The organism is Eggerthella sinensis (assembly GCF_003339815.1).
GTDB classification, from domain to species: Bacteria; Actinomycetota; Coriobacteriia; order Coriobacteriales; family Eggerthellaceae; genus Eggerthella; species Eggerthella sinensis.
Genome location: NZ_PPTT01000019.1, coordinates 23848 through 47544, shown reverse-complemented (window position 1 = coordinate 47544; position 23697 = coordinate 23848). Strand labels below are relative to the sequence as shown.

Annotated in this window: 19 protein-coding genes and 1 tRNA gene; 15 read left to right on the top strand and 5 right to left on the bottom strand. The window is 64.8% G+C overall.

Translation table 11 applies throughout. The features are described from left to right. Positions 1-2 precede the first annotated feature (2 nt). Positions 3-1673: a response regulator transcription factor gene (locus tag C1876_RS11250; RefSeq protein ID WP_244910115.1), complete on the bottom strand. Its 1671-nt coding sequence runs from the start codon at positions 1671-1673 to the stop codon at positions 3-5. 248 nt (positions 1674-1921) lie between these two features. Between C1876_RS11250 and C1876_RS11245 the strand changes: the two genes are divergently transcribed. The 4 genes from C1876_RS11245 (at position 1922) to C1876_RS11225 (ending at position 7428) form a co-directional block, all read left to right on the top strand. Next, complete coding sequence (locus C1876_RS11245) at positions 1922-5017, top strand: molybdopterin-dependent oxidoreductase (RefSeq protein ID WP_114546826.1); 3096 nt, start codon at positions 1922-1924, stop codon at positions 5015-5017. Between the two features lie 175 nt (positions 5018-5192). Beyond that, the gene (locus C1876_RS11235) at positions 5193-5843 is read left to right on the top strand and encodes a 4Fe-4S dicluster domain-containing protein (RefSeq protein ID WP_114546825.1); all 651 of its coding nucleotides are present in this window, start codon (positions 5193-5195) and stop codon (positions 5841-5843) included. Position 5844: 1 nt separating this feature from the next. Then, positions 5845-6723, top strand: coding sequence for an NrfD/PsrC family molybdoenzyme membrane anchor subunit (gene nrfD, locus C1876_RS11230; RefSeq protein ID WP_114546824.1), 879 nt, complete (start codon positions 5845-5847; stop codon positions 6721-6723). 66 nt (positions 6724-6789) lie between these two features. After that, positions 6790-7428, top strand: a complete 639-nt coding sequence (locus tag C1876_RS11225; RefSeq protein WP_114546823.1) for a TorD/DmsD family molecular chaperone — start codon at positions 6790-6792, stop codon at positions 7426-7428. Here the strand turns inward: C1876_RS11225 and C1876_RS11220 are convergent. The 3 genes from C1876_RS11220 to thrC all read right to left on the bottom strand — a co-directional run bounded on the left by C1876_RS11220 (position 7425) and on the right by thrC (position 9931). Beyond that, positions 7425-7919, bottom strand: a complete 495-nt coding sequence (locus tag C1876_RS11220; protein WP_114546822.1) for a hypothetical protein — start codon at positions 7917-7919, stop codon at positions 7425-7427. The two genes, C1876_RS11225 and C1876_RS11220, sit on opposite strands and share 4 nt — an antisense overlap. A gap of 73 nt (positions 7920-7992) precedes the next feature. Beyond that, complete coding sequence (locus C1876_RS11215) at positions 7993-8337, bottom strand: winged helix-turn-helix domain-containing protein (RefSeq protein WP_114546821.1); 345 nt, start codon at positions 8335-8337, stop codon at positions 7993-7995. A gap of 40 nt (positions 8338-8377) precedes the next feature. Beyond that, positions 8378-9931 (bottom strand): threonine synthase, encoded by a 1554-nt coding sequence (thrC, locus tag C1876_RS11210; RefSeq protein ID WP_211309544.1) that lies wholly within the window; start codon positions 9929-9931, stop codon positions 8378-8380. 225 nt (positions 9932-10156) lie between these two features. On the opposite strand from thrC, the gene C1876_RS11205 reads away from it, so the two are divergent. The 9 genes from C1876_RS11205 to C1876_RS11165 all read left to right on the top strand — a co-directional run bounded on the left by C1876_RS11205 (position 10157) and on the right by C1876_RS11165 (position 18885). Beyond that, entirely contained in the window at positions 10157-12163 is a 2007-nt protein-coding gene (locus C1876_RS11205) for a copper-translocating P-type ATPase (protein WP_244910114.1), read from the top strand. 164 nt (positions 12164-12327) lie between these two features. Beyond that, a complete protein-coding gene (locus C1876_RS11200) occupies positions 12328-12633 on the top strand; it encodes a FeoA family protein (RefSeq protein ID WP_227111963.1) in 306 nt (101 codons plus the stop codon). Positions 12634-12718: 85 nt separating this feature from the next. Beyond that, positions 12719-12955 carry a FeoA family protein gene (locus C1876_RS11195; RefSeq protein ID WP_114546817.1) on the top strand — a complete coding sequence of 79 codons (237 nt, stop codon included), beginning with the start codon at positions 12719-12721 and terminating at the stop codon, positions 12953-12955. Positions 12956-13061: 106 nt separating this feature from the next. Beyond that, complete coding sequence (gene feoB, locus C1876_RS11190; RefSeq protein ID WP_114546816.1) at positions 13062-15422, top strand: ferrous iron transporter B; 2361 nt, start codon at positions 13062-13064, stop codon at positions 15420-15422. A gap of 78 nt (positions 15423-15500) precedes the next feature. Then, positions 15501-15725 carry a hypothetical protein gene (locus tag C1876_RS11185; protein ID WP_114546815.1) on the top strand — a complete coding sequence of 75 codons (225 nt, stop codon included), beginning with the start codon at positions 15501-15503 and terminating at the stop codon, positions 15723-15725. A 462-nt stretch (positions 15726-16187) separates the two neighbouring features. Further along, positions 16188-16499 (top strand): metal-dependent transcriptional regulator, encoded by a 312-nt coding sequence (locus tag C1876_RS11180; protein ID WP_244910113.1) that lies wholly within the window; start codon positions 16188-16190, stop codon positions 16497-16499. A 185-nt stretch (positions 16500-16684) separates the two neighbouring features. Beyond that, entirely contained in the window at positions 16685-17749 is a 1065-nt protein-coding gene (locus C1876_RS11175) for an FtsB family cell division protein (RefSeq protein WP_114546814.1), read from the top strand. A 24-nt stretch (positions 17750-17773) separates the two neighbouring features. Beyond that, complete coding sequence (locus tag C1876_RS11170; RefSeq protein ID WP_114546813.1) at positions 17774-18748, top strand: Ppx/GppA phosphatase family protein; 975 nt, start codon at positions 17774-17776, stop codon at positions 18746-18748. A 52-nt stretch (positions 18749-18800) separates the two neighbouring features. Beyond that, positions 18801-18885, top strand: a tRNA-Leu gene (locus C1876_RS11165). A gap of 291 nt (positions 18886-19176) precedes the next feature. Here C1876_RS11165 and C1876_RS11160 read toward each other — a convergent pair. Further along, positions 19177-20838 (bottom strand): FAD-binding protein, encoded by a 1662-nt coding sequence (locus tag C1876_RS11160; protein WP_114546812.1) that lies wholly within the window; start codon positions 20836-20838, stop codon positions 19177-19179. 206 nt (positions 20839-21044) lie between these two features. Here C1876_RS11160 and C1876_RS11155 point away from each other — a divergent pair, with 206 nt between their 5' ends. Together C1876_RS11155 and C1876_RS11145 are read left to right on the top strand one after the other, a co-directional pair. After that, complete coding sequence (locus C1876_RS11155; protein ID WP_114546811.1) at positions 21045-22481, top strand: response regulator transcription factor; 1437 nt, start codon at positions 21045-21047, stop codon at positions 22479-22481. A 165-nt stretch (positions 22482-22646) separates the two neighbouring features. Further along, positions 22647-23696, top strand: a complete 1050-nt coding sequence (locus C1876_RS11145; RefSeq protein ID WP_114546810.1) for a polyprenyl synthetase family protein — start codon at positions 22647-22649, stop codon at positions 23694-23696. Position 23697: the final 1 nt, after the last annotated feature.

Sequence of the window (23697 nt, the reverse complement as noted above, 5' to 3'; positions counted from 1 at the left end):
CGCTAGCCGCGCTGCCCCTCCGACGGCCCCGCGTCCCCGGCGTCCGTCCGCGCATCGCCCATGCTCTCCGCGAGTGAGATCAGCTCCTGCTGCGAGTTCACCTCGGTCTTGCGGTAGATGCTCGAGATGTGCGAGTTCACCGTTCCTGTCGAAATGAACAGCGCATCCTTGATGTAGGGGCGGTTTCGACCCGCCAGCAGCAGGCGCGCCACGTCAGTCTCGCGCGGCGACAGGGCGTAGCGCTCCGCCAGCGCATCCACCGCGTTGTCCGTGCGCATCGGCGCCGCGCCGGCGCCCGCCGTGCCCCCCGCTCCGGCGCCGCCATGCGCCGCACCCGCCGCACTCCCGTCCGCCGGCTCGATCGCATCCGCAATCACGAGCCGCCCGAAGTCCGTCTCGTACCCCTGCAACGGTCGCGCCTCGCCGCCGCTGCCGATGAACAGCTTGTCGAAGTCTTCCAGCTTGATGGCCATGCCCACCGCGAACAGCACCACGAGGAAGAACAGCGGTGCCGTGACCGGAATGATGCCGTCGGTGATCAGGCACGACTGCTCGCCCAGCATCACGCCCGTGAAAATGCCCGCACCTTTCGCCATGAGGTAGATGAGCAGCGGCATCGCCGCGAACCGCCGGTCGTGCTTGACGGCCTGGTACCAAAAGCTCCAGGCCAGCGCCTCGAGGGCAATCATGCACGCGAAGCAGAACGAAAACGCGATGGTGGCAAGCAGCGGGCTGTAGAACCGCACGTACAGAATGAGGTAGCTCACCGCGAACACCACGATGGCGAAGCGCGCCTGTCCCCGTTGGTGCTTGCGCGTGGCCGTCTTGCGGATGAACAGGAACAACGTCAGCGTCACCAGCAGCGTGGTGACGAACACCGACGGCGAGTACCACGAACGCGACTCGAAGTCCCACGGCGCGGCAATCACCCGGAAGAACGCGAAGTTCAGCCACACGATGAGGATGAACGCGCTCGCGTAGTTCAGCAGCATCGGCTTCACCGGGAAAGACGCCCCGCGCTCGCCCTGCTTCGCCGCACTGCGGCCGCGGTTCTCGCCCCGCTCCTCATCGTCCGCCTCCTGTTCCAGCTCGGGCAGGTCGGAGCTCATGAGCACGAAGGCCACCGGCGCCACCGTGCAAAACAGCACGGCGCAGAGCGTGGGCAGCATGATGAACACGAGGTACACGAGCAGCGCGAACACCGACACGAGGCCGAAGAACGTGCCCAGAAACGACGCGTCCAGCTCGGGGAAATGGTCGATGCGGTACAGGTACATGAGCGGCAGCATGAGGCCGATGAGCCCGGCGCAGGCGAAGGGGAGGGCGTCGGGCAGCACGTTGTACGTGTACAGCGCCCAAATGCCCAGGCAGCACGCGCCCATGAGCACGGCGGCCAGCAGGTACACCGTGCGGGAGAAACGCAGCGGCTTCGAGCGCCGGCGGGCGAACAGCGCGGCCGCGCTCAGCGCCAAGGCCAGTCCCGCCGCGCCCCAGCATTGCTCGGGAAGGCTCGGGCTCAGCACGCACGACCCTTTCGTGAGCGCGCTCGAGAAGAAAGCGAGGTACTCCCAGGCGTACAGGATGACGAACGCGGCAAGCGCGCGGCGCCGCGCGCTCGAGGCGATGATAAGCCTGATAGGTTCCAGCACGGACGGATTCCGTGTTTCAGCCATGCATGCCCTCCCCCGGCTCGCGTTCCCGCTATCCCTCGGTTCGATTTTACCCTATATCGAATGCGGCCGCCCGGAAAAGCCTGTCACCTGCAACGCTCTGAACTCGGCGAATGAAAATCATTGACTTCCAATGATGCTCTGCGCCTCGTTGAGCCCCTATCCATTCAATCGTACCGATGCGCGCCGGAGGGCAGCTGCGTAAGCTGGGAGCCGTGGTATAAGCATGAGAGGAGAAGAGGGGGAACGTTATGGGAATCATGGATATGTCGAGAAGGCGGTTCGCGCAGCTGTCCGGTCTCGCGGGCGCCGCGGCGCTTGCGGGGTTGGGACTGCCAAGCAACGCCGAAGCGGCTGAGGCGGCTCCGGTCGATCCGGAGTTTCCGGTGTCGGGTCGCGGACGCAAGTTGGAGGCCACGTACGACCCGAAAACCGATGACCTCAAAATCAACGACGAGGTCATCGTGCGGTACAGCAACTGCGTGGGGTGCTACGCCATGTGCGGCGTGCGCCTCAAGCTCGATCGCGAGTCGCGCGAGATCCTCGCGCAGGGCGGCAACCCGTACAACCCGTGCAACGCCTATCCGGTGCTGCCGTTCGACGAGCCGCTGACCGAGGCCTACCGTACTATGACGCAGTCGCCCACGAAGCAGACGGGCGCGGCCACGTGCTGCGGCCGCTCGCTCGGCGCGCTCGACGTCTATCTGAACTCGTACCGCATCACCACGCCGCTCAAGCGCGCTGGCAAGCGCGGCGAGGGCAAATGGCAGCCCATCAGCTGGGATCAGCTCATCAACGAGGTGGTCGAGGGCGGCAAGCTGTTCAAGGACATCGGCGAAGATCGCGAGATCGAAGGCTTCCGCGCCGTGCGCGACTTCGACACGCCGCTCGTGCCAGACGCGCCCGAGTTCGGCTCGAAGGCGAACGGCCTCATCTACTGCGGCGGGCGCACCGACGGCCGCGGCCAGACGTCCACGCGCTTCCTCAGCATGTACGGCAGCGCCAACAAGTATTCGCACCACTCGTCCTGCTACGGTGCGAAGGGCGTCTACCCCTACCAGTCCGGCGACGGCGACGACCTCGGCATCGACGCCGAGTTCAACGAGTACGCCATCTGGATGGGCACGTTCCCCGGCGCGAACGGCGGCTCCGTGATGAGCGACCTCAAGCGCGTCGCATCCACCATCGAGAACAAGCAGGCGAAGATCGTCGTGTTCGACCCGAACCTCGGCAACGGCGTGGTCACCCCGGCGCAGGACAACGCCGTGTGGTACCCCATCAAGCCGGCCACGAACTCGGCGCTCACCATGGGCATGATCAGGTGGATCATCGACAACAAGAAGTACAACGAAGACTTCATGTCCGCCCCGAACCTGCCTCAGGCGGTCAAGCTCGGCTTCAACGCGTGCACGAACGCCACGCACCTCGTCATCGTCGACGAGCAGCACCCGAACTACCGCCACATGATGCATCCCGAGGACGCGGGCCTGCCCGAATCCGAGAAGGAGAACGCCTTCGAGGAGCAGTACGTGTGCATCGACGCCGCCACGAAGCAGCCCGCCGTCAGCCTCGACAGCGACAAGGGCCTCATGGAATGGGAGGGCGAGGTCAACGGCGTGAAGGTGCGCACGGCCTACCTCTTCATCAAGGACAGCGCGAACGCGCACACCATCGAAGAGTACTCCCAGGCCTGCGACGTGCCGGTCGAGGTCATCGAAGACGTGGCGAGCGAATTCGTCGCCCACGGCACGAAGTCGTCCGTCAACGGCGCGGGCGGCGTCACGTCCGCGAACGGCACCGACGCCACCAGCTGCTTCTCCACGTTGGCCGGCCTCACGGGCGCCCTCTGCATGAAGGGCAGCCTCATCTCCACGTTCGTGGGCGTCGTCGGCCCCGGCAACGGCGACCGCTACCTTTTGAGCAAGGCCGAGGGCATGCCGAAGGACAAGCCCGACGCGCGCGTCGACCGCACGGGCTTCGCCTGGGAAGACACGAGCGAGTACGCGCGTCGCATCGCCGCCGGCGAGAAGAACCCCAAGCCGCTGCTGCCGTGGTATCCCGGCGGCGTGGGCACCTCCGACAACCAGATGGTGCTCTCGCTTGCCAACGGCTATCCGCACAAGGCGAAAATCCTGCTCACGTGGCAGTGCAACCCCATCAAGGCCACGCCGGGCGCCATGCGCGACGAGGTGATGGAAGCCTTCAAGGACCCCGACATCATCCCGCTCGCCATCTGCTGCGACGTGGTGGAGGGCACGTTCGCCCACATGGCCGACTACATCGTGCCCGACACCATGTACCGCGAGCACTTCGGCATCTCGCAGCACGCCGCATGGTGGGGCCACAAGGGCAACTTCCTCCAGTGGCCCATGGTCGAACCGAAGTCGATGAAGCTCGACGACGGCCGCCACGCCAGCTTCGACGCCTTCCTCTGCGACGTCGGGCGCAAGCTCGAGCTGCCCGGCTACGGCGACAAGGCGCTGCTGTCCGCAACGGGCGAGCTCGCGCCGTACAACGACGCGTGCGACTACTACGTGAAGGCGCTGGCGAACATCGCCTACGAGGACGGCATCATCGACGACCTGTCCGACGAGGAAATCAAGATGCAGGCCCTCGACACCCTGCCCGATGCGTGGAAGAAGGCCGTCACGGCCGAAGAGTGGCCGAAGGTGCAACGCCTGCTCAGCCGCGGATGCCGCACCTGGCCCGAAGCCGACACCTTCGACGCGCAGGGTCGCCAGACGTACTCCGGCGCCTACATGGTGAACTTCTACTCCGAGGAGCGCGGCTCGGTGAAGAGCCACTACACGGGCGAATTCTACGAGGGCGCGCTCGGCTGGCACGAAGAGGTGTTCAGCGACGGCACGCCCATCGCCGACGTCTACTCCCGCGACGAGTATCCCTTCGCCGCCGCCAGCCACAAGCCGTACTTCCGCTGCGTCACCATGTTGTCCGACAGCGCGCTCTTGCGCGAGCTCTCGCCGCACAACTACCTGGAAATCAACATCGAGGATGCGCGTGAGCTAGGCATCGAGGATGGCGAAACCGTGCAGGCCATCAACCCCTCGGGCGACGTGATGGAGGGCGTGGCCATGCTGCGCGGCGGCACGGCGCGCGGGACCATCGGCATCTCGTTCGGCTACACGCAGGATGCCTACGGCTCCACCGATCTCACCGTCGGCGACGAGACCGTCCCCGGCAACCCCGACATCGACACGGGCGTCCAGCTGTGCCAGATGCTCGACCCCCAGGTGGGCGAAGGCGGCATCCTGGCCTTCTCCGACCCTGAAGCATCAACCCCAGGCCGCAACGGCGGCATGTTCAAGCTGGTGGTTCCGTCGGTCTGACGACCGCCGGAACGGGTCGACGCTGTGGCTTCCCGTGGCACCCCATCTCGCGGCGAGGCCGAGGGCTCGCATACCGAAGTATGCTTCGCCCTCGCCCTCCCCACGATCTGGGGCACCACGGAAACCCTCGCTGACCTTTGTGGACCTATGAGATGAGAAGAATAGAGGGTGAATCATGCAACGAGCTGAAACGAAAACGGGCAAACGGCCCTTCATGTTGATCGACGTGTCGCTGTGCATCGGATGCCACGCGTGCGTGAATGCGTGCAAGTTCGAGAACGGGCTGTCCATCAAGCAGTTCAACACCTGGATCGAAACCTGGGATGCGGGCGACTATCCCCAGGTGGTGCGCGCGAACGTGCCGCACCTGTGCAACCACTGCGACAACGCTCCCTGCCTGGCCGTGTGCCCCACGGGCGCCACGTACCGCAACGACGACGGCCTCATCCTGGTCGACCAGGATCGCTGCATCGGCTGCAAATACTGCATGGCGGCGTGCCCCTTCGCCGTGCGCTGGCAGAACGAGGCCGGCGAGGTGGAGAAGTGCACGTTCTGCGTGAACCGCACGTCGCAGGGCCTGCTGCCCGCGTGCGCCGGCAACTGCCCCACCCACGCCCGCCTGTTCGGCGATCTGAACGATCCGAACAGCGAAGTGGCGCAGAAGGTGGCGAAGGTGCAGGCCGAGAGCATGCTGCCCGAGCTGGGCATCGAGACGAACACGTGCTACGTGGGCCTTGCCGAGACGAACGCGCTGCCGAAGTCATCGTCGGTGCTGCACGGCGGTCGCGTTGCGGTGAAGCTGCAGGATTTGGAAGGAGGGGAATAGCATGATGGTATGGGATGGCGTTGTCGCATGCGACTTGTTCCTGGCCGGATTGGGCGCCGGGGCGTTCCTGCTCTCCATCGTGGCCGGATGGGCGCCAGGCGGCGCGAAGAAGGTCAGGCTCATCGGCTCCATCGTGGGCCCCGTTGCCGTGGCGCTCGGCGCGCTCACGCTCATGATCGACGCGAAGGCCGGCCTGGGCGACCCGCTGCGGTTCTTCTACCTCATCACGAACCTGGGCTCGCCCATGACCTGGGGCGTGCTCTGCCTCAGCTTCTTTATCGTGATCAGCGTGATCAGTCTGATCATGCAGCTGTGCAAGAAGGACGTGCCGCGCGTGCTCGACGTGCTGGGCATCGTCGCCGCGGCCGGCGTGGCCACGTACACGGGCGTGCTGCTGGGGTACTCGGTGTCGTATCCGCTGTGGAACCTCGCCGTGCTGCCGTTCCTCTTCGTGTGCTCGGCCGCGCTCACGGGCTTCTCGTTCGTGTCGGCGGTGGCGTACTTCGTTGCACGCGATGAGCTGCAGGATCTCGGATTCCTGCCGAAGGTCGAAGCCGCTCTTCCGGCGCTCGTGGGGCTCTTCCTCGTCGTGCTGCTTGCCGTGACGGCCACGACGGGCGGAGACGCGGGGGCCGTGGCCGCGGCGGCCACCGTTCAGGGCATGCTGGCGGGCTCGAACGCGCTCGTGTTCTGGCTTGGCGCGGTGATCTGCGGCATCGCGGTGCCGCTCGCAGCCGGCATCGTGCGCCTGCGCGCCGCGCGCCATGAGGTGACCGCGCTCAGCCTCGTGGGCTACGTGGCGGCGTGCGTCGGCGGATTCGCGCTGCGCTACGTCATCGTCGTGGCCGCGGTGGGCCTGTCGATCGGCGCGGCATTCTAGCAATCACGCGCTGCGGGCGCCCGGTGCCGCCGGGCGCCCGCAGGCAAGGAAAGGAAGGGGAGGGGAATGACGATGAACCACGATCGCACCGACGCGGCCGCCATCTACGCGCTGTTCGCAACGGGTCTGGTGAACGTGCCGGACGACGAGGTGCGCACGTGTCTCGCGCAGCTGCTTGCCGCAGGCGCCGGCGAAGCGCAACCTGCCGCCGAGCCTGTCGGCGACCTTGAGCAGCGCTTCTACGACCGCTTCGTCATCGGCGTGTCGCCGCTCTACCTTCCCGCCATCGAGAGCTGCATCCTCGACGCGCGGGAAGACGAGCACGGCCGTCTCGAGCCGGGCCACATGGACGGTCCGCGCATGACCGAGGTTCTGGCGTGCTACCGCACGTACGGCTTCGACCATCGCGCGCTCGAGGGGTTCCAACCGCTCGTCGGCGCCCTGCGCCCCGATCACCTCGCCGCCGAGCTCGCCTTCATGGCGCACCTGCGTCGCGTGCAGGCGATGGGCGGCGAAAAGGGCGCGGCGGCCGGGCGCTTCGCCGACGAGTTCCTCAAGCGCCACCTGCTCAGCTGGGTGCCCACGCTCGGCCAGCTTGCGCATCAGCGCGGTCCGGTCGATGCGTACGTCCAGCTCATCGATGCGTGCGCCGCGTGGCTCGAGCTCGACGCGCACGACGGAGCCGCTCCCGCTTGCGCCTGCTAGTCGTCCGTCCCGCAGCCTTCGCGCCGCTCGTCCCAGGCGTTCCGCAGGCTTTCGTCCCCGTTCGCGCTCGCGTCCGCGGCCGACCCTTCCTGTGCGCTCGCGCCGTCCGACCCCTCCCGCGTGCCCGCGCCGTCCTCCGGCGCGGGCACGTTCGCTTCCTCGACGCCGAACGCGAGCGCCGCCCGATGCGTGGCGGCGGCGCGGTATTCCGGCGTATGCAGGTAGGTGAGGTTCGCGCTCAAGCACACGAGCAGCACGGTGAGCAGGGCAACGCCCAGCACGCGCTGCGACAAGCGCGGCGACGAGAAGAACGGGATGCGTTTGCACCACGCGAAGTCGGAGAAGAAGAGGATGGGCAGCACCACGATGGCGAACAGCGCCGCGCGCACGGCCTTGTACACGAGCAGGTCCTGGTTGCCCGCCATGACGGGCGGCATGAGCGTGAGCACGAACACGAGATAGACCAGGCAGAAGAACGCGAGCGCACACAAGCTCTTCCAAGGATTCCCCGATCTGAATCCCAGCAGCTTTCGCGGGGTGCGCTCGCGTAAGGATGACACGGTGTTACTTCAGCACGTCGCTGAACAGCTCCTCGGCCTCGCGCTGCAGCTTTTCCTCGATGGCCAGGTACGCGTCCAGTAGCTTGTTGCCGGCGTCGGTCAGATCGCTGCCGTGCGCGCCGTCGCGGTTGAGCAGCTGCAGGTCAAGCGCCGCCTCCGTCTCCTTGATGATGCGCCAGGCCTTGCTGTAGGCCATGCCCATGCCCTTCGCAGCGGCGTTGAGCGAGCCGGTCTCGCGCACGCCCAGGCACAGGCTGGCAATGCCGCGGCCGAACAGCGAGCCGCTCTCGGCGTCCGGGTTCATGATGGAGAGCCGGATGGTCGGCTTCAGGTTCGCAAGGTCGCTCATGGTGTTCCGTCCTTTTCTCGTTGAGGCGCGCGCAGCGCGCCTAATCGTTCAGGTGGTCGAGGAAGCGCGTGACGGCCGCCTCGATGTCGCCGGTGCCGCCTTCGATGACCTCGCCGAAGCGCACGGGCAGCGCGTCGAGCTCCGCCAGGCCGCGCGGAATGTCGTCCCTGCCCGTCTCGCGTGCGATCAGCTCGTTGAGCTCGCAGCCCGAAAGCTGCGCCACGTCGTCCGGCAGCGCCGCGCCCGGCGCGATGCCGTGCAGCGCGCGGTACACGTTGTCGCCGAACTTCGCCCAGTGCGCCGTGCTCGCGATGAGCACGGGGTTTTCGCCGCGCAGGTTCTCGGCGGTCTGGTAGGCCACCGCCGTGTGCGGGTCGAGCAGGTACGCGTGCTCGTCGAACACGCGCTTGATGGTGTCCAGGCACGTGGCGTTGTCGATGGAGTCGGAGGCGAAGGTCTCGCGCACCTTCGCGAAGGTCCCTTCGTCCACGCGGAAACGCCGCTCGCGCTTCAGATCGTCCATCCAGCCGGCGATGGCGCTCGCGTCGCGGCCCGTCAGCTCGAACAGCTGGCGTTCCAGGTTCGACGACACGAGGATGTCCATGGACGGCGACGGCGTGAGCACGAAGTCGCGCTCGGAAATGTCGTAGGTGCCCGTGTTGATGAAGTCGGCGAGCACGCGGTTCTCGTTGCTCGCGCAGTACAGCATGCCCAGCGGCACGCCCATGCACTTGGCGTAATAGGCGGCCAGGATGTTGCCGAAGTTGCCGGTAGGCACGCATACGTCCAGCTCATCGCCGAGTCCCAGCTTGCCGTCGGCCACGAGCTGCGCATAGGCCGACACGTAGTACACGATCTGGGGCATGAGGCGCCCCCAGTTGATGGAGTTCGCGCTCGACAGCGCCACGCCGTGCTCGTCCCGCAGCCGCGCGGCGAAGGCTTCGTCGCCGAACACGTTCTTCGCGCCGGTCTGACAGTCGTCGAAGTTGCCGCGCACGCCCCACACCTGCACGTTCTCGCCGCGTTGGGTGGCCATCTGCTTGAATTGGATGTCGCTCACGCCGCCGTCGGGGTACATGACGCCGATGGACACGCCGTCGGCGTCGCGGAAGCCCTCGAGCGCCGCCTTGCCGGTGTCGCCCGACGTGGCCACGAGAATCATGAAGTCGTGATCGAGCTTGCCCTGCTCGCGCAGCTGCTTCGCGCTCGCTGAGAAGAACTTCGGCAGGCACTGCAGTGCCATGTCCTTGAACGCGCTCGTGGGGCCGTGCCACAGCTCCAGCACGTGGGTGTTCGCCGTGAGCGAGGTGATGGGGCAGATGCGCTCGTCGTCGAAGTTGTCGCCGTAGGCGCGCTCCATGAGCGCTTCGATGGTGTCGGCCGGCAGGTCGATGTCGAACGCCTCGTAGATGCGCGCCGCGCGCTGAGCGTACGGCAGCGCGGCCAAGGCGCCGATCTCGTCGAGCGAGAGCTCGGGGATGTGCTCGGGCACGTACAGGCCGCCGCCTGCGGCCAACCCGTCGATGACGGCTTCCGTAAAGGTGACCGGGCGCTCGCTTCGCCCGCGCGTGTCGGAGTAGAGGTTTTGAGCCATGTCCTGCACTTTCTGCCGGTTTCGCCGATAGGTCAATCGCATTTCAGTATACTATGCTGCGAATTATCCCGGGTGCAGAATCGGTGGACGATTTCCACGCAATGTGCGTATGCGACCTGGGTTTCCTGGCGGCTCCCATTCCGTAACAAAACAGCCCGCGCCCGCGATGCGGCGCACGGCCCGGTACGCTGAACGATGGCATACCGACGGACGCGAGGAGCGCGCATGGAAGCACACGGGAAGAACGGCTCGGATTCGCCGGGCGGCATGATGATGCACGGGGTGAATCTCAAGCGCCGGTTCTTCGTGAGCCTCGTGCTTGCCATCCCCATCATGCTGCTGTCGTCGCCCATGGGGCTTGCGCTGCCCATCACGCTCGCGTTCCCCGGCTCGGACTGGCTCGTGGCGGCGCTGGCCACCGTGCTGTTCGGGTACGGCGGCTGGCCGTTTCTGCGCGGCGCGGCAGACGAGCTGAGCCGCCGCAAGCCCGCCATGATGACGCTCGTGGCGCTCGGCATCACCACCGCCTACGTCTACAGCATCTACGCGTTCGTGCAGCGCACCGTGCTCGGCATGCCCCACGCGCACATGGACTTCTTCTGGGAGCTGGCCACGCTCATCGTCATCATGCTGCTGGGCCATTGGATCGAGATGCGCGCCGTCATGGGCGCGGGCGACGCGCTCAAGGAGATGGCCGAGCTCTTGCCCTCCGAGGCCCACGTGCAACAACCCGACGGCTCCTTCGCCGACGTGCCGCTCGATCGGGTGCAGGTGGGGCAGACGGTCATGGTGGAAGCGGGGGAGAAGGTGCCCGCCGACGGCGAGGTGACCGACGGCTCGTCGTCGGTCAACGAAGCGCTCGTCACAGGCGAGGCCCGCGCCGTGGAGGCGAAGCCGGGCAGCACCGTGTTCGGCGGCTCGCAAAACGGCGACGGCACGCTGTACGTGCGCGTCACCGGCACCGGCCAGTCGGGCTACCTCGCGCAGGTCATGCAGCTCGTGTCCCAGGCGCAGCAGGAGAAGTCGCACGCCGAAGTGCTGTCCGACAAGGTGGCCCGGTGGCTGTTCTACGCGGCGGTGGGCGTGGGCGTCGCGGCGTTCGCCGTGTGGTTCGCGGTGTCGGGCGATGTGGGCGACGCGCTCACGCGCATGGTCACCGTGTTCGTCATCGCGTGCCCGCACGCGCTGGGCCTGGCCATTCCGCTCGTGGCGGCGCGCTCCACCTCGCTCGGCGCGCGCCACGGCCTGCTCGTGCGCCGCCGACGTGCCCTCGAGGTGGCGCCGCGCGTGAACGTCGTCATGATGGACAAGACGGGCACGCTCACCGAGGGCAACTTCCGCGTGGTGGACGTGCGCGCGGTGGGGAAGGAGGACGCCAACCGCGTGCTCGCGCTCATGGCGGGCCTCGAGCAGTTGTCCTCGCACCCGCTCGCCGCCAGCATCGTGAGCGCCGCCGACGAGCGCCACGTGCATCCCGCCGCCGTGCGCGACGTGCAGGCGGTGGCGGGCGTCGGCGTGCGCGGCACGCTCGAAGACGGCTCGCGCGCCCTCATCGCGAACGCCCGCCATCTCGACGAGCAGCACATCCCCTACGATCGCGCCGCCTTCAAGGAGCTCTCGGGCCGCGGCCTCACCGTGAGCTACCTCGTCGTCGACGGCGAGGTGCGCGGCGTCGTGGCGCAGGGCGACCAGATCAAGCCCTCGGCGCACGAGGCGGTCGCGCAGCTCAAGGCGCGCGGCATCGTGCCCGTCATGCTCACGGGCGACAACGAGGCCGCGGCCCGCGCCGTCGCCCGCACGCTCGGCATCGACGAATTTCGCGCGGGGCTGCTTCCGCAGGACAAGGTGAAGCTCGTGCAGCAACGCCGCGATGCGGGCGACGTCGTCATGATGGTGGGCGACGGCATCAACGACGCGCCCGCCCTCGCGCGCGCCGACATCGGCGTGGCCATCGGCGCCGGCACCGACGTCGCCATCGACTCCGCCGACGTCGTGCTCGTCAAGAGCGACCCCGAGGACATCGTCCGCCTACTCGACCTCGGCACGAACACCACGCGCAAGATCAAGCAGAACCTGTGGTGGGGCGCCGGCTACAACATCGTGGCCATCCCGCTCGCCGCCGGCGTCCTCGCACCGGTGGGCATCCTGCTCGGCCCCGCCGTCGGCGCCGTGCTCATGAGCCTGTCCACCGTCATCGTCGCCATCAACGCCATGACCCTCAAGGACGAGTAAGCACCCGCAGCCCCAGCCCCAACCCGGAAAGCGAACCGATGTTTCACGTGAAACATCGGTTCGGGCGCCCCTTCTGTGCAGAAAATGTTAGCTTTGGCTTCCATTCTCCCAAAGTTTGCTATAAGATACTTTTGTTACATGAAGCTAACTCGATGGGAGCCACCATGGACAACGCAACGGTTGCAAGCATGCAGGGAACATGCGGACGGACAAGCGCAGCTTCTGCGCCGAATGCCGCCTGCCATCAGATGCCGCTCTCGTTCCTCAAGGGCGGGGAGACGGGCATCATCGCGAAGGTGCGCGGACGAGGCGATCTGCATCATCACCTCGAAACGCTCGGCTTCGTCGAAGGCGCGCAGGTGACGGTGGTGTCCGAGGCCGCGGGCGATCTCATCGTGGAGGTCAAGGGCACGCAAGTCGCCCTCAACCGCCAGGTGGCCGCGCGCATCATCACGAATGCGGCGGCGTAGCACTGCGCGAATACCACCCATCGAGTAAGCAGGTCGAGATGTTTCACGTGAAACATCTGTTCGTACGAGGAAAGGAACGAGGCACATGGCAGAACCTCAAGATCGAACGCTGCGGGACGTGCGCATCGGCGACTCCGCAACCGTCCGTCGCCTGAAGGGCGAGGGCGCGCTCAAGCGCCACATCATGGACATGGGCATCACGAAGGGAACCAGCGTGTTCGTGCGCAAGGTCGCGCCGCTCGGCGACCCCATCGAGGTCACCGTGCGCGGCTACGAGCTGTCGCTGCGCAAGAGCGAGGCGGAGAACATCCTCGTCAGCTAGCGGGTACGGACGCACGGACGCACGTAGGCAGGACGGAGGCGCATCGGCGCTTCTTTTTTGGGACTGAGTTAGCAGCAGTTAACTTATGCAGATGGAAAGGCTGAACATGGGAATTCGCATAGCGCTTGCCGGCAACCCGAACTGCGGCAAGACGACGATGTTCAACGACCTGACCGGGGCCAATCAGTACGTTGGCAACTGGCCGGGCGTGACCGTCGAGAAAAAGGAAGGGAAGTACACGCGCGACAAAGACGTGACCATCACGGACTTGCCGGGCGTGTACTCGCTGTCGCCGTACTCCCCCGAGGAGATCGTCACGCGCGACTACCTGCTGGACGGCGGCCCGAACGTCGTCGTCAACCTCGTGGACGCCACGAACCTCGAGCGCAACCTGTACCTCACCACGCAGATCCTCGACCTGGGCGTGCCGGTGGTGCTCGCGCTCAACATGATGGACCTCGTGAAGAAGAACGGCGACAAAATCGACGTGCCCGCGCTGTCGAAGAAGCTGGGCTGTCCCATCGTCGAGACGTCCGCCCTCAAGGGCGACGGCATGAAGGAGCTCATCGAGGTGGCCGTCAAGACGGCGAAGGCGGGCGAGGCGCCCCATCCTCAGATGCCCTTCGACGCCGCCGTCGAGTCGGCAATCGACCAGATCAAGAGCATCCTCGGCAGCCGCGTGTCGAACGCGACGGCGCGCTGGTACGCCATCAAGCTGTTCGAGGGTGAGGAGAAGACGGCCACGGCCCTCAAGCTGTCCGCCGCCGATCTCAAGGCCATCGAGGAGATTCGCGAGCGCGTCGAGGACGCCGAGGACGACGACGCCGAGAGCATCGTCACGTCCGAGCGCTACGACGCCATCACCCACGTGGTGGACGCGACGGTGAAGCGTTCGCGCAAGGGCATGAACACCTCGCAGAAAATCGACCGCGTGGTCACGAACCGTTGGCTCGGCCTGCCCATCTTCGCCATCGTGATGTTCCTGGTGTACTACCTCGCCATCTCGGTGGGCACGGGCGTAGTCACCGACTGGGCCAACGACGGCATTTCCGGCGACGGCTGGCTCTACACGAACGGCGCGCAGTACGAAGAGGCCGTCGGCACGTGGGAAGAGAGCGTGGCTGCGGCCGAAGAGTCCGGCGCAAGCGAGGACGAGCTGGCGCTGCTGGCTGAAGAAGAGCCCGATCCGGCCGAATTCGGCCTGTTCATTCCCGGGTTAACGCCTATCGTGTCGAACGCCTTGGAATCGATCGGCACCGCGCCGTGGCTGCAGAGCCTCGTCGTGGACGGCATCATCGCCGGCGTCGGCGCCGTCATCGGCTTCATCCCGCAGATGATCATCCTGTTCCTGCTGCTCGCGCTGCTCGAGGGCTGCGGCTACCTGGCGCGCGTCGCGTTCATCATGGACCGCGTGTTCCGCCGCTTCGGTCTGTCGGGCAAGAGCTTCATCCCGATGCTCGTGGCGTCCGGCTGCGGCGTGCCCGCCGTCATGGCCACGAAAACCATCGAGAGCGAACGCGATCGCCGCATGACCATCATGACCACCACGATGATTCCCTGCGGCGCGAAGATGCCCATCATCGCCCTCGTGTTCGGCGCCATCGCAGGCGGCAACACCGAGGAAACCTGGTGGGTCGCCCCGATGTTCTACTTCCTGGGCGTCATCGCCATCATCATCTCGGGCATCATCCTCAAGAAGACCAAGATGTTCGCCGGCGAAGTGTCGCCGTTCGTCATGGAGCTTCCGGCATACCATATGCCCACCGTGAAGTCGGTGCTGCTGGCAACGTGGGAGCGCATCAAGAGCTACGTGGTGAAAGCCGGTACCATCATCTTCCTGTCCACCATCGTCATCTGGTTCCTCATGAACTTCGGTACCTACGACGGCCAGTTCGGCTTGCTTGACACCGAAATGGACGACTACATCCAGTACAGCGTCATGGCCGGTTTGGGCAACGCCATCGGATGGATCTTCGCGCCGCTCGGCTTCGGCGATTGGCAGGCCACCGTCACGTCCGTCACGGGCCTCGTGGCCAAGGAGAACGTCGTGGCCACCGTGGGTATCCTCACGAGCCTCGGCGACGCAGGCGAAGCCGATCCTGCGCTGTGGGCGGGCTTCGCGGCCATGCTGGCCGGTTCGGTTCCCGCGATCATCGCCTTCTGCGCCTTCAACCTGCTGTGCGCGCCGTGCTTCGCCGCCATCGGCACCATTCGCCGTCAGATGGAGAGCGCGAAGTGGACCTGGTTCGCCATCGGCTACATGACCGTGTTCGCGTGGTGCGTCGGCCTCATGTTCTACCAGTTCGGCGGCCTCATCACCGGCGAGCTCAGCTTCAACTTCTGGACCGTCGTCGCCATCGTGGTGCTCGGTGCCCTGCTGTTCCAGCTGTTCCGCCCCATGCCGAACTTCGACAAGAAGAAAAAGCCCGCTGCGCGCGAGCTCGAAGCGGAGGGCAGCGCGGCTTAACCCACGGTTCGGAAGGCGGGCGGCGCGCTCGGGGAGGGGAGCGTCCCCGCCTTCCGGATCGCTGAGAAAGGAGCAACCATGTTAGTTTGGGAAATGACGCCGGCAACGCTCGTTGTCGGACTGATCGTGCTGGCGCTCGCCGCGCTGGCCGTGCGACGCCTCTGGCGCAACGGCACGTGCGACCATCACAAGGACGATCCGCGCGGCGGCGGGTGCGCCGGCGGTTGTGCGGGGTGCTCGGGGTGCGGTGCCGCCGATCGCATGGTTGCCGACCTGCAAAAGCACGCCGAAGCGCACCGCTAGCGCCGCGCGCTCATATAACGCCCCGGAACGGATGTTTCACGTGAAACATCCGTTCTTTTTTGTGCCGGCTCCTCCTCATATGGAGGAATTGTAAACCATGGCAAACTTCCATTGACTATCGCCATAAGTTATCGTAGACTAACTATTGTCAGCGAGGTCGGGAACTCGGAAGCAAGAAACCCGAAATCGCAGGCACCTCCTCTTTTTGCTGACACGGTGGTGGGGACTCTCCTCGTCTGGTCATCCACCACACAGCACGCCGGCGAGGGACCCCCTTCCCTCGCCGGCCTCCTCCAAGTATATGCACCTCATCATATCCACCGCCCCTCGCACCCGCGCATGGTTCTGCCCGTCGTGTGGTACCATGGAGTGACGAACAGAAGGAGGGTTCCGTGGAAAAAATGTCCATGTCGCACGAGGACTACCTTGAAGCCATCGTCATGCTGGGGGGGCACGACGGACGTGTCCGTCAGGTCGGTCGACATCGCGACGAAGCTTGGCGTGTCGAAGGCCTCGGTCAACAAGGCCGTGTCCTCGCTCAAGGAGAAGGGCTTGGCCGACCAGCCCTATTACGGCGATATCACGCTCACCGAAGAAGGATTCGCATACGGAACGTCGGTGCTCGACCGTCACCATATGCTGTTCACGTTCCTGACGAAGGCGCTCGGCATTCCCGAGGAACAGGCGGAAAAAGAAGCCTGCCTCATGGAGCACGCCATCAGCGACGAGTCGTTCAAAAAATGGAGTTCTTATATTAACAAACTCGCCCTCTAGGCGGGTTTCCAAGGGTGCTCCGGGGCCGTTTTCCACGGTCATCCAAGCATTCAACAACTTCTTTACGGTCGGCAACGCCCGTCCCTCCTTCGGTGGCGGGGCGGGCGTTGGTGTGGTATGCTGAGCGAAGCTTCTGCATTAAACAAACCAAACACGAAACACGATGCATAGAGGAGCCCCTTTCCGTGGCAACGCAGCCTTATATTCTCTCGTTTGACGAGGCGAAACGCGACACTCGTGCGCGCCGCCCCTCTCTCGCTGCGCCCGAATCGCGCCCCGTCATCCATACCGTTGACAGCATCCCCGCCTTCGATTCGCCCTTCCGCCAAGCGGACGAGCGACGGGGCGGCGCTTCGTCGACTTCGCGCGCCCGCACGTCGGGCTCCACCGCGACCGCGCGCCGTTCAACCGGCAGCCTCGTCGACGGCTTCGGCCGCTCGTCGTCGTTCGAGCGCCCCGCGGGCCGGCATGCGGCCCCGCTGTCGGCCTCGTCGACGGCTTCGCGCACCGCACGGTCGTTGTCGCGTCGCACGTCCGCCTCGAGCTCGTACGGCACGGGTCGGTTCGCCGCGTTCGAAGAGCGTGTCGAAGAACCCGCCGAGGAGGAAGTGGAAGAGCGCCGCCTTTCGCGTCTCGAGAAGCTCAAGAAGTCGCGCGCCAAGAGCAAGGCCGAACGCGCCTTCACCAAGCAGTTCGGCGGCTCGAAGCAGAGCGCCGAAGCCGCTGCGGCCGCGGCCGGCCCGCGCGCTGCGGTGTACAAGGGCGAGATGGGTGCGAAGCACCGTCAAGCGGCCCGCATGCAGAATGCCGAAAGCCCCCAGGCTTCGGCGAAGCGCGGCTTCTCGTTTTTGTCGCTCGCGTCGTTCAAGTCCTCTCCGAAGCTCATCGCCACCGCGGCGGTTACCGTGTGCCTGGCGCTCTCGTGCGTGTTCCTGTACGCGCCGGCGCAGCAGTACTACCATGCGCTGCGCGAGCGCGACCAGCTTGCCGCCGAGTACGCGGCCCTCGCCGAGCGCAACAGCGCGCTCGAAAGCGACGTCGCGTCGCTGCAAACCCAAGCGGGCATCGAGGATCGCGCGCACGAACAGTTCGGCTGGGTGAAGAAGGGCGAGGAAACGGCGAACGTCCGCGGACTCGACCTCGACGAAACCAGCTCGTCGTCGTTCCAGGCCAACATCCCGTCGGGCAGCGTCGAGGCGCCTGAAACCTGGTACTCGCCGTTCCTCGACAAGCTGTTCGGCGTCGAATAACCCGCAAAAGAAGGGCGGAAGCTCATGCATGTCACGACGGAACCCGAGACCGGCTTTCGAGCGGGCCGCTATGCGGCCATCGACATCGGCACCGTGACGTGTCGCATGCTCGTGGCCGATGTGGACGAAGCCGGCCGCCTGCACGAGCTCGACCGCGAGTACGCCATCACGAACCTCGGCGAGGGCGTCGACGCCACGGGCGTGCTCAAGCCCGAAGCCATGCAGCGCGTGGCCGATACCGTGGCGCGCTACCTCGAGGTGCTGCGCGGCTTCGAGACGCCCGAGCATCCTGTCATCGAAACGAAGGCCATGGCCACCTCGGCCGCGCGCGATGCGCGCAACGCCGACGAGTTCGAGGCCCTGCTTGCCGGCCTCGGCGTCACGCTGTCCGTCATCCCCGGTCAGCGCGAGGCGGCGCTGTCGTTTGCAGGCGCGTCCTGCGACTTTCTGGGCGAGCGGCTGCTCGTGGTGGACATCGGCGGCGGTTCGACCGAGGCCATCGCCGGGCGCGCCGGGGGAGCACCCGACCGCTCCCACTCGTTCAACATCGGGTGCCGTCGCGTGACGGAGAAGTTCTTCCGCGCCGATCCGCCGAGCGCGGCCGAGCTCGAGGAGGCCCGCGCATGGGTCGAGGCCGGCATGCGGCCGTACTTCGACGAGCTGCGCGGCGCCGGCTTCGCGCCCGAGCGTCTCGTCGCGGTGGCCGGCACGGCCACGACGGTGGTGTCGGTGCACGAGCATATGAAGGTGTACGACACCGCGCGCGTTCACAAGGCGGTTATCACGCGCTCCGTGCTCGACGGGGTAGCCGACGAGCTTGAGCGCGTTCCGCTCGCCGAGCGCGAGCGCATCGTCGGGCTCGACCCGGGCCGCGCGCCCGTCATCGTGGCCGGTATGGTGATCCTGCAAACGGTGCTCGATCTCGCCGGCGTGGACGCCTTCACCGTGAGCGAGTCGGACATCCTTCATGGCATCATGTTGGACGAGGCGGCAAACTAGCCTCCGCAATCCCGAAAGCGCGCAAAGTTTGCTACCATAGGTGCCTGCATGTGGGGGCGTGGCGGAATTGGCATACGCAGGAGACTTAAAATCTTCCGACTTCGGTCTTGCGGGTTCGAGTCCCGCCGCCCCTACCAGTCAAAGCTTTTCGCAATAGCGAGTTTCTCGGGGATATTCCGGCGGGGCTCGAACCGATGAGGTGGTTTCGCGTGAAGCAAACAGCCCAGTGGGCTGTTTGTAGTGGTAAACAATCCAGCGGATTGTTTACAAACCGTCTTCCCGCCCGAGCGGGCGTGCATCTGCGATGCCGAGGGGTGCAGATTCGCTCAGCGAATCTGCGAGTCCCGCCGCCCCTACCACTTAAATGACCTGGGAGGACGCGCCTGCACAGCGAACGCCCTCCCCGCTCCGGTGCCTCTGCTCAAACCCTACGCGTTCCAAAGCTCCTTCACGTCGTCGTAAGCCGCCGGATGCGACGGGGTCATTCCGCCCGTCATGGCGTGCACCGCAGCATACCGACCCATGGTCATGTACGACCCGCAGCAAAGACCTCCTTGGTACAGGTTCCACTCGAGGCCGCCGCACACGTTGCCCGCTCCCGATCCGACTGAATACAGCCCGGCGATAGGCTTGTTGTTCTCGTCGAGCACGCGGCAGCATCCGTCCACCGCGACCCCGGCATTGATGGCGCTGCAGCGAATCCATTGGCGAATTCCCCAGTACGGCGGTGTGTCGATAGGCTTGAGCTTGTCTTTAGCCAATCCGAACCGTTCGTCTATGCCGCTTTCACAGTACGCGTTCCACTCCTTGACGCTGCTCTTCAGCGTTTCGGCGGGTAGGCCCAGCTCCTCCGCCAGTTCTTCGAGCGTGTCTGCGCGATGGGTGTCGATGAGGCTGGTGTACACGCCCGTGGGATCGTCTTTGTAACCTGGAATGTAATTCTCAAGCGATTCGACGGTCACCATCGCGTCGTACTTGGCTGCGAACTCGTTGTCGAAGATGCGGAAGAAGCGGCCGGGATCCTCGGCGTCCGTGTTGTGCTGCAAGGAGAGATCCCATGATTCCATGGGGATGTCCTCGTTCATGAATCGCTCGCCGCGTTCGTTGAGCGCCATAAACGGATAACCCGTCATCAACATGGGGCCCGCGTCCATATCGTGCATGGTTTTGGCGTGGTTGACGGGAACCATGCGGGCCCCAACCGCCATGTTCATAAGAATGCCATCGCCGGTCATGTTCACTTGTTTGCGCTGAAAGCGAACGATGTCGGGGGAGTAGCGCGTTACGAGGCTTTCGTTATTCTGATAATCGCCCGCGGCGACGATAACCGCCTTGGCGGCGTTGAACTTGACGTAGCCGTCCTTCGTCTTCCCGATCACGCCCGTGACGCTTCCGTCTTCTACTTGGACGAGTTGCACGGCGGGGGTCTCGTAGAAGAACTCGGCGCCGTTCGCCTTGGCCTCGTCTGCGAGTTTCGTCATGATATCTTGGTTGTTGATGGGCTTCGGTCCGAAGAAGTTGCTGGCGACGGTAATGAAGCTTCCCTCGTCGAAGTCGGTGCGCATTTTCGACATTTGGGGTGGCAGACCGACTTCCGCCGCCTTGCCCATCATCCACATGATCATCTCTCCGGCATGGTTCACGTACAGATCAAGCAGTTCGGGGTTCATGCGATAACCGCCCGCTGCGCGCCAAGCTTGCTTGTACTGCAGGGTTCCAATGGCGTTGCTCTCTTCGAGAATGGGTCCTGAGGAGCCGTTTCCGTGGGCGATAACGATGGACTCCTTTTGCAGGCACGCGACGGTAGCCCCTTCTTCAAGCGCGGTGCACACGGCGGGAACGCCCGCGGTCCCCGCACCGATCACGACGATGTCGTAGTGTTTCTCGTCGGCGAATACGGTTATCGGGTCCAGTTCTACGACGGAAGCTTCGAAATCTTCGGATGTCGTTCCTGCCGGGTAGGAGGAGTTGGAAGGTGCGGTCCGCTCGGTTTCTTTCGAAGGTTGGCAGCCGGACAAGAGCCCTCCGAGTGCCGCGACGCTCCCTACTGCCGCCGTGCCTTTTAGGAATTGCCTTCTGTTCAGATCCATATCGGTCCCCTTTCGTTTCGTGTGGATACGGTTCGTGCTCGATAGTCCTCCGAGAGCCACCGAGCGTCTTCCCATAAAATCTGGGGAACCGGGGGAGGAGGGTGCATACGCCGACCATAAAATGGGGGAATTCCTCTTCACCTCGGGTTCTTCGAGGAAAGGAGCAACGCATCTGCGGTAGAATTGCCCGCAGGGAGGGGGACTTCATGATGCGCTCGATGCTGAAAACCTACGCCGCGCCTTTTGCCGGCATGTCGTTTTTCTGGGTATACGTTCGCTACCAGTCGTTCTTCGGGTTGCTATATCCGTTGTCGTTCGAAGGTCGTCTGTCCGGTCTCGCTCCATATCCGGTGCTGCTTGCTCTGTTGTTCGCGCTGTGCATGGCGGTGGTGGCGACGAGGGCGCGTATCGAAGGCGTCTTTCGATTGCGTCGGATTCTCGTGCCGATTGTGTGCGGGCTCGGATCCGTCGGAGTCGCCTTGGGCTTTGGCGTGGACGAAGGCATGCTCGCATCGTGGGTGTCCTGGGTGTCCCTGCTTTTCGTCGCCGTCGCTTTCGTCACAGGCTATCTGGCGTGGTCGATATGGTTTTGCGATCGTTTCGACCTGGGGCATATCGTAGTGCTTGCCGCTTCGTATATGACCAGTCTGCTTATTTTTCATGCATGGGTCCCCGTGTTCGTAGCAATAGCTGTTCCTGCGTGTACGGGCCTGTTCTGGTACGTCGCTTCTCCTCCTTGTGCGGCATCTCCGAATACGGGATTCTCGACGCTGCGGAAGGTGACGCCCTACGTTGTTCTGTTCGTCGCATTCCTCGTGGCGGGGAGCGTGCTGAGGGGTATCGTCGACACGTCCGAAGCCGACCTTACCGGTCCGACGTTTCGGTGGCCGCTTTCCGTTGCATTGTCGGGGATCCTGCTCGTGTATTGCGTTTTGTTTGCACGAAGGCAGAAGCGCGCAATGGCGGACGTGTCGAGCGCGAACGACGCGAGGTTCTATCGTCCGATCGAGGCCATGACGTTGAGGGTGTGGGCGGCGCTTGCGCTTTTGTTCTTCGGGGCCATCTTCGCGGGTCTGCTCGAAGGAGCTTACGTGCTGTCGGGGCATGTCGTGGTCGTGGCGCGATCGATGTTCGACGTGCTTCTTTGGGTGATGCTCTGCAATCTCGTGCGTGCCGAGAAGCTTTCCCCGGTGCTCGTGTTTACCGTTTTCAGCATTCTCACGAACGTCGTCTCGTGGCTGCTCAGCTACGTGGTGCTGCCCAGCTTGCTGACCCTGGAGGTTGGGAACGGTCGCATGCAGGCTACGGACGTCGTGGTTCTGCTTGCCGTGTTCGTTTTGCTGGCATTTATCATTTTGGTGTTCGGTGCTGTGGCGCTGAGGAAGCAAGACGTCGAGAGCCCCGCCGTGACGGCGGCTTCGAGTCATTTGACGCCTTCTGTTTCGGAGGACTTGGCGCTATCGTGCAAGCTGACGTCGCGCGAGATCGAGGTGGCAACGCTGTTCGCTCAGGGCCATAGCTTGAAGAAAGTGGCGTCGTTGCTGTTCATTTCGACAAGCACCGCTCAAAGCCATATCAAGAGCGCGTATCGAAAACTCGGTGTTCATTCGAAAGACGAGCTCATCGAGAAGCTGTCGGGTTGAGTCCCTTCATCGTCTGTTTTCCTCGATCTCTTTTTGCATACTTTCCACCCCATATGCGGAGAAACGCGGAAAAATAAGCCGCTCGCGCAGCGCAGGGAAAATCCCCGCTTTCCTTTGTGATACCATGTCGGACGGACAACCCGCCGAGGCAACAAAGAAAGCGCTATGAACAACATAAACGAAATTATCGCAGCTGTTGAAGAACCCCCCGAGTCGTTCGAGCAGTACCTCACGCAGTACGCCGATCGCGTGGGCGACCTGGTGAACTCCTTCATTCCGAAGGGGACGCACGCCGATATGGATCGCTACCTGTACGATCCGCTGGTCGCATACAGCCAGAACGGCGGCAAGCGCCACCGTCCGCTCATCTGCTTCGCAGCCTGCCGCGCCGTCGGCGGCGACATGGCGCGCGCGACGAGCGCCGCCGCGGCCATCGAGCACTTCCATACCGCGGCCCTCATCCACGACGACATCGCCGACGAGGCCGAGCTTCGCCGCGGCGAGCCGTGCATGCACCTCACCGAGGGCATGGGCCTCGCCATCAATGCGGGCGACCTCGCGCTTTCCCTCGTCAACGGCACGGTGGTGTCCGACGAGAACCTCGACGACACCACGAAGGTGCGCGTCATCACCGAGCTCATCGACATGACCCGCCGCACCATCGAGGGCCAGGCGCTCGATATCGGATGGGCGCGCGACGGCCGCTACGACATCACGCCCGAGGACTACCTCGTCATGGCCACGCACAAAACCGCGCACTACTCCGGCGCGGTGCCCCTCGCCATCGGCGCCATCATCGGCGGCGGCACCGAGGTGGAAATCGAGGCCCTGCGCAACTACGGTCTGGATACCGGCCTCGCGTTCCAGATTCAGGACGACCTGCTGAACCTCGTCGGCTCCGAGGAGAGCACGAAGAAGGACTTCCGCAACGACATCACCGAGGGCAAGCGCACGCTCATGGTGGTGCACGCGCTGCAGCACTCCGACGATCGCGACCGCCTCATCGACATCCTCTCCTCGAAGGAGAAGGACCCGGCGGTGCTCGGCGAAGCCGTCGCCATCATGGAGGCGTCCGGCAGCATCGACTACGCTCGCAGCTACGCCGAGAACCTCACGAGCATCGCGAAGAACCGCCTGACCGACATGGTGCGCCCGTCCACGGCGCGCGACCTGCTCGTGTCCATGGCCGATTGGTTCGTCAGCCGACTGAAGTAGC